This window comes from Streptomyces sp. SID14436 (assembly GCF_010548465.1).
Classification (GTDB): Bacteria; Actinomycetota; Actinomycetes; order Streptomycetales; family Streptomycetaceae; genus Streptomyces.
In genome coordinates this window covers 1-7,286 of sequence record NZ_JAAGMD010000323.1, presented here as the reverse complement: position 1 = coordinate 7,286, position 7,286 = coordinate 1, and the positions used below count along the sequence as shown (strand labels likewise).

Below are 7,286 nucleotides of genomic sequence, written 5' to 3'. Positions count from 1 at the left end.
CCAGGAGCCGGCGCGGGTCCGCCGCGCGGGTGATGGCGGACTCCACCGCCGCGATCCGCTCCCCCAGCACCGCCAGCGCGGCGACCGCGCGCGTGAGCGCGTCGTCGTCCGGCCCGCCCAGGGTGCCGGTCCGGACGTGGGCGGCCTTCACCTCGGCCCAGCGGGCCGCCTGTGCCGGGGTGAGCGTGCCGCGCAGCTCGGCCAGCTTCAGCAGGTTCGCCTCCGCGCCGGTGGTGAGGGTCTGCGCCTCGGCCGTGTAGTGGTCGTCGACGACGGCGGCGAGTTCGGCCTCGTTCATGACCGGCTGGATCCGCTGCGCGATCTTGTTCATGTTGCGGTACGAGCCCTGGAGCTGGAACGGCGGTTCGGTGCGGGCCTCGTCGGCCTGTGCGGCGGAGGCGATGTAGGCGGCGTTGACGGCGAGCACCGTGCGGCGGGCGGTGAGCAGGTGGCGCAGCACGGCCAGGACGCGGTCGAGCTCGGTGGGCGCGTAGGCGTGGGAGAGCCGGTCGGCGCGGGCGGTGGGGTCGCCCTCGGCCAGCCGCAGCAGCAGGCCGAGGTCGGCGCGGTCGCGGCCGGCGAGCGGGGCGAGGACCGGGTTGGCGGTGAGCGCGTTCTCCACGAAGCTCAGGCCGAACACCTCCTCCTTGCCGGTGAGGACGTCGCCCAGGTTCCACACGTCGGCGCGGTTGGCCAGCATGTCCGGCACCCGGAACGCCTCACCCGACTCGGTGTAGGGGTTGCCGGCCATGCACACCGCGAACCGCTTGCCGCGCAGGTCGTAGGTGCGCGGCTCGCCCTGCCGGACGCCCTCCACGCGGCGTGTGGAGTCGCACAACGGGATGAACTTCTGGAGCAGTTCGGGCGAGCAGTGCTGGATGTCGTCGAGGTGCAGGAGCGTGTTGCTGCCCGCGGCCAGCGCGAAGTTGATCTTCTCGATCTCCTGGCGCGCGGTGGCGTTCGGGGCCTCCGCCGGGTCCAGGGAGGTGACCGCGTGGCCCAGCGCCGGGCCGCTCACCTTGACCAGCACCAGGCCGAGCCGGTGGGCGACGTACTCCATGAGCGTGGTCTTGCCGTAGCCGGGCGGGGACAGGAGCAGCAGCAGGCCCCCGGTGCCGGTGCGGCCGTCCCGGCCGGTGGTGCCGAGCTGCTTGGCGAGGCTGTCGCCGACGAGCGGCAGGTACACCTCGTCGACCAGGCGGTTGCGCACGAACGACGCCATCACGCGCGGCCGGTGGTCGTCCAGCCGCAGCCGGGCACGCTCGGCGGCGACCAGTTCGGTCCGGCGGCGCTGGAAGGCGCGGAACGCGGGCAGGTCGCGCTCCCGGAAGTCCTGGGTGCGGGCGAGGAACTCGTCGAGGCGGAGGGTGAGCCGGCGGTCGGTGATCCGCGGGTGGGTGCCGAGCAGCCCCTCCACGGTGGTGGTCAGGGGCGCGTCGGACACGTGGCGCGGCAGGTCCGGGCACAGCTCGGCGGCCACGGCCTCCGCGAGGTCGCCGGGGGTGACGTCGGCGCCGGTGGACGTGGTGTAGGCGGACAGCCAGGCCTCGACCAGCCGGCGGCGCGCGGTCAGGTCGTCGAGCGCGGGCAGGTCCTCCTCGTAGGCGTCGGCCGGGACCGAGCGGCGGAAGGCGTCGAGCAGGCCGCGGACCCGGGCGGAGAGCACGAAACCCTCGGGGGCGGTGGTCAGTTCCTCCAGCAGGTAGGCGGCGCACGCCCCGGCGGGCACGGTGCCGTCGCCGTGCCACTGTGCAATGGCGTGCTCGGTCTCCGACCGGAGGTGGTCGAGGGCGGGCGTGGGGCCGAAGGCGTCCCGGGCACGCGCCAGGGAGCGGGCGCGGCGGGTGAGGACGGCCCGCTGCTCCGGGGTGGTGCCGTGCGCCCAGTACAGCAGGGCGGCGGCCCGGGCGGCGGGCTCGTGGCGCAGGGTGCCCGCAGTGGCGTGCAGGCGCAGGGCGGCGGTGAGGATCGCGGTGGCGTCGTGGTCGTGGACCCCGCGCTCGTACCCCTCGTCGTAGGCCTCCTCGGCGGCGCCGCGGACCAGGGCGGCGAGGTCGTCGGTGCCGTTCAGCGCGTCGGGTCCGTGCTCGTGGAGCAGGCGCGCGGCGAGGTGTTCGGCGCGGTAGACCTCGGGCGACTCGGACGGCAGGCGCCGGTTCCAGTAGGGCCGGGCGGCGGTCAGGGCGGGGTCGGTGACGGGGGCCCGGTAGTCGGTGCCGGTGAGGGCGAAGGCGAGGCCGTCGCCCTGGGGGACGAGGGTGAGGTCGGGGGTCTGGGTGGTGGCGGTGAAGCGGTGGCCGCCGAGCCGGACGGTGCGCCCGCCGTCCGCGTAGAGGTCGGTGCGGTCGCGCAGGGCGCGGTCGGCCTCCTGGCGGGCGGTGCGGATGCGGCCGTCGAGTTCCTCCGCCCGTCCCGGGTCGCCGAGTGTGCGCAGGTCGTCGGCGGTGCGGCGGACCTTGACGATCAGCGGGTCGGAGGCGAAGTAGGTGCTGACGGCGTCCGCGTCGGGCAGGGCGGCACAGCGCCGGGCGATCGCCTCCAGGGCGCGCTCCGCGGCGGCGGCGAGCTGCTCGGCGCGGTGCGCGCGGGCGTCGGTGAGGCTCTGCCGGCGGGCGGTGAACGCGTCGTGGATCTCGGTGCGCTGTTCCATCAGCTCGCCGAGGACGTCGTCGGACTCCGCGAAGCGGGACTCCAGCACCTCCAGCTGCGCGAGGGCGCGGGCCAGCTGGTCGTCGCACGCCTCGGGGGTGTCCGCCGCCGCCAGCGCGCCGGTGACGGTCCGGCCGAGCAGGGCGAGTTCGGCGGCGAAGCCGGCCCGGGTCTCCTTCTCCAGCAGGGCGCGGCGGCGGGTGTCGAGGGTGGCGCGGGCCCGGTTGACGCCGCCGAGGGCCTCGGCGACGCGCTCCAGGACGGCGGTGCGGACGGTGGTGTCGGCGATGTCGAGGGAGGCGACCACCTCGGTGACCGTCCGCAGACCGTCGGCGAGTTCCTCCAGCCGGCCGGCGACCGGGACGGCCTCGGCGGCGGTGGTGATCGCCTCCGCGTCGGCGACGAGGCGGTCGACGTCGGCGTGGTGGCCCGCGAAGGCGTCCTCGCGGGCGAGGAAGGCGACGGCGCGCCGGCCGAAGGAGGCGAGGTCGGCCTCGGCGCCGGCGGCCAGTTCGTCGATGCGGGCGCGGTCCGCGTACCGCATGTCCTTCAGGGTCAGCAGGTGTCCCTGGGCGTGCCGGAGTTCGGTGAGTCCGGTGACCCAGGCGGACGCCTCGCGGGGCTGCTCGCCGCGCAGCCGGCGCACCACGGCGGCGACGCGGCCGGCCGCCTCGTCGAGGGCGTCGGCGGCGCGGCGGGTGAGGGCGCGGACCGTCTCGAACTCGGCCAGCACCTGTCCGGCGGTGGTGCGCATCCGCTCCAGCGGGGAGCGCAGGTCGCCCAGTTCGCCGTCACCGAGCCAGTGGTGCGCGTCGAGCGTGCGCAGGCAGGCGGTGACCAGGGCCTCGTAGACCTCGCTCGTGGGGGTGGTCTCGGCGACGGAGCGGGCGAGGGACAGGCAGTCGGAGATGCCGCGCACCAGGTCGGCGTTGCCGAGCCGGGCCAGCGGGCCGTCGCCGGGCGGCCGGGCGGCGGCGTGGGTGTCGGAGACGTAGGGCGTGTGCCACACCTGGACCGGGTGGACGCGGGCGGGCTCGTCGGCGTCGGGCCGCAGCAAGGTGAGCTGCCCGTCGTCGGACAGCGCCCAGCCGTGGCCGGTCAGGGGGGTGGCGACCTCCTCGCGGATCACGTTGTACGACAGCAGCAGGCCGCGGCCGCGCGCGGGGGCGTGGAAGACGTACAGCACGTCCTCGCCGTTGGGCGAGCGCACCTCGCGCTCGAACTCCATGCCGCCCGTGTCGAGGTCGTAGGTCTTGTGGGGGCCGGCCGCCAGGCAGTAGCCGCCGGGGAACACGATGCCCTGGTCGGCGGGCAGGCGGCGGCAGCCCTGGCCGATGCCGTCGAGGCGGACGACGGTCCGGGTGAGGGTGTTGAAGACGAGGTGGCGGTGCGCGGTCTCCTTGTAGGGCAGGACGCGCAGCAGGACGAGGGCGCCGACCCGGGCGTGGGAGATCTCGGCGTCGGCGAGGGACTGCAGCGGCTCGTCGACGGGCTCGCTGTGGATGCCGTCGGGGCTCTCGGTGTCGTCGCTCGTCCTGACGGTGAGGGTGCCGCCGAGGGTGTCGACGAACAGCTCGCCGAGGACGGAGACGTGCGGCCGGCGGCCGAGGACGTGGTCCTCGCGGGTGGTGCGGGTCCACTCGATGTCCGGGGCCGGGGTGCGGGCGTGGTCGCGGTCGCCGCGCGCGTCGAGGAAGGCGGCCCGGCCGTCGGCGGTGACCGACCAGCGCAGGACGCGGATGTCCTCGGCCTTCTCACCGGTCTGGAAGACGGCGAGGAGCTTGCCGTCGACGCGGCGCAGCCGCAGCAGGCGCGCCTCGCGGTAGTAGCGGTGCAGGGCCTCGAACTCCCGGACGAACGCGGGGTCGTCGAGCAGCCCGGGCACGGCGTCCTCGGGCAGCCGGTTCAGCTCGCGGTCGTGCAGGGCGAGGACGTCGCCGACGGCGGTGCCGTCCTCCGGGCGGGGCCGGGCGCGGTAGCCGAAGAGGAGGGCGTCGCCCACGGCGACGAGGTCGGCGGGCAGACTCGTGCGCTCGGTGCGCAGCCGTTCGGTGCCGGCCAGGCGCAGCCCGGCGGAGCCGAACTCCTCGATCCGGCGCCGGTTCAACGCCTCGGCGCGGCGGGCGAGTTCGGCGGCCTCGGCGCCGAGGCGGTCGCGCAGCACCTGGTAGGCGCCGCCGTCGGCCTTGTCGGTGCCGCCCGCGGCGGGGGTGCCGGCGGGCGCGGCCGGGGCGTTGTCGCCGTCGGGGCGGGTGGCGGTGCCCGTGGGCTCGTGGGTGTGCGGGTCCGCCGTGCCGGGAGCGGTGGCCGTCTCGTGGGTGCCGGTGGTCATGGCTGCCTCTCGGGTGGGACGACCGGGAGCCGCCGTCCCCTGTGCGGCGGCTCCCGATCGGTGGTGGTCAGGCCCGGGCGTGGCCGTTCAGGGCGGCCAGCGGAGTGTCCGCGAGTCCCAACTCACCAGCCTTGGCGATCAGTTCCTGGAACCGACCGGTGTTCTCGCCGCCGGCCTGCATGAGCTTCATGAGCAGGGCGGAGACGGTGAGGTGCTGCACGTCGGCCGTCGACACGGAGCCGAGGATGCGGCTCAGGTCGTCGGTGAAGCCGGCCGTGCCGTCCAGCCACGGCCCGGCGAGGGCCTGGGCCGTCTCGGAGTTCTTGACGAACCCGTCGACGCCCTTGCCGAGCGCGATGGAGGACACCAGGCGGTCGAGGAAGACGGACTCCCCGCCGACGATGTTGATGTCGGCGCTCTCCAGCCCGGTCGCCAAGACGGTGGCCTGTGCCTCGGCGACCTGCCGCTGCACCTCCAGGCCGGCCAGCCGGACGTCCTTCTCGGCCTCCAGGCGCAGCCGGTACTCCTCGTGCCCGCGGGACGCCTCGTCCAGTGCGGCCATCGCCGCGGCCTTCTCGGTGAGGCCGGCGGCCTCCGCGCGGAGCTTCTCGCCGACGGCCTCCGCCTCGGCGAGGGCCTTGGCGCGCGCGCCCTCGGCCTCGGCGCGCATCCGGGCCTGGGTGGCCTCGGCCTCGGCGCGGCCCGCCTTCTCGATGACCTCGGCCTCCTTGTCGCGGACCTGGACGGCGGCCAGACCCTCGGCCGCGGCCTCCGCCTGGATGCCCTCGGCCGCCCGCAGCTTGGCCCGCGCGTCCAGGTCGGCGGTCTTCAACCGGGCCTCGGCGAGGGTGAGTTCCTCGGCGGCGCGGTGGGTGGCGGACTGCTCGGCGGCCTCGGCGGCCTTGATGTCCTTGACCAGCTTCTCCTGCGCCTCGGCCTCGGCGGCGATGATCACGGCCTGGCGCTCGCGCTCCGCCTCCTCGACGGCCCGCAGCCGCTTGATGGACTCCTCCTGCTCGGCGACGGTGCGGTCCACCGCGACCCGCTCCCGGATGACCTCGGCGATCTCCCGCTTCTCCGCCTCGACCTCCTTCTCGGCGGCGATCCTGGTCAGTTCGGTCTCCCGCTCGCGGGCGATGACCTCCAGCTGACGGTCCTTCTCGATGCGCTCGCTCTCCACGGCGATGACCCGCTCGCGGTTCTTCGCGGCCACGGCGACCTCGCGGGCCTGGTTCTCGCGCTGCACGCCGAGCGTCTCCTCGGTCTGCAGGAAGGCGCTCTGCGCGCGCAGCCGCTCCTCCTCCACCACCCGGGCGGTCTCGGCCTCCTCGCGGGCCCGTACGGTCTCGATCTCGCGGCGCTGCTTGATCTCGGCGTCGGTCTGCCGGCGCTCCAGCTCCAGGATCGCCTCGCGCGCGTCGACGTTCTGCCGGGTGATCTCCTTCTCCTCACCGCGCTGGGCCTCGTTGGTGCGGATGTGCTCCACGGCGGTCAGCTCGGTGATCTTGCGGATGCCCTGGGCGTCGAGCACGTTTCCCGGGTCCAGCTGGTTCAGCGGCGTCTGCTCCAGGTAGTCGATCGCCGCGTCCTCGAGGTGGTAGCCGTTCAGGTCGACGCCGATGACCTCGATGATCCGGTACCGCAGTTCCTCGCGCTTGGTGTAGAGGTCGGTGAAGTCCATCTGCTTGCCGACGGTCTTCAGCGCCTCGGAGAACTTCGCGTGGAACAGCTCCTGGAGGGTGTCACGGTCGCTGGCGCGGGCGGTGCCCACCGCCTGGGCGACCCGGATGACGTCCTCCACGGTCTTGCTGACCTTGACGAAGAACGTGATGCGGATGTCCGCGCGGATGTTGTCCTTGCAGATCAGTCCTTCCTTGCCGGCCCGGGTGATCTCGATGGTCTTCACCGAGATGTCCATGACCTCGGCCTTGTGCAGCACCGGCAGGACGACCTGGCCGGTGAAGGTGACGTCGACCTTGCGGATCTTGGAGACGATGAGGGCCTTGCCCTGTTCCACCTTGCGGAACAGCTTCGAGACGACGAGCAGGGCGACGAGTACGAACAGCAGGCAGACGCCGACGACTGCGGCGATGCCCGCGGTGGCTGCATCCATGGGACACGTCCTTGGGAGCTGGGGCGGGAACGAGTGCGGTGGTGGAGCGGTGTCGGGGCCCGTACGGGCACGGCGGGACACGGGCGGGGCCCGGAGCCGCCGCGGGGCGGGGGAACGGTTCGGTGGTGCGGCCGGAGCGCGGCTCAGGCGGCGCGGTCGTGCGGCACGCGGGTCACGGGAGCGGCGGCCCCG

2 protein-coding genes are annotated in these 7,286 nt (G+C 74.5%); both read right to left on the bottom strand.

Annotated features, from left to right (window positions below):
* Positions 1-4,981, bottom strand: a 4,981-nt coding sequence (locus tag G3I53_RS11710) for a DNA repair ATPase (RefSeq protein WP_164438307.1), incomplete at its 3' end; no start/stop codon positions are given.
* A 67-nt stretch (positions 4,982-5,048) separates the two neighbouring features.
* Positions 5,049-7,094 (bottom strand): SPFH domain-containing protein, encoded by a 2,046-nt coding sequence (locus G3I53_RS11705; RefSeq protein ID WP_164337259.1) that lies wholly within the window; start codon positions 7,092-7,094, stop codon positions 5,049-5,051.
* Positions 7,095-7,286: the final 192 nt, after the last annotated feature.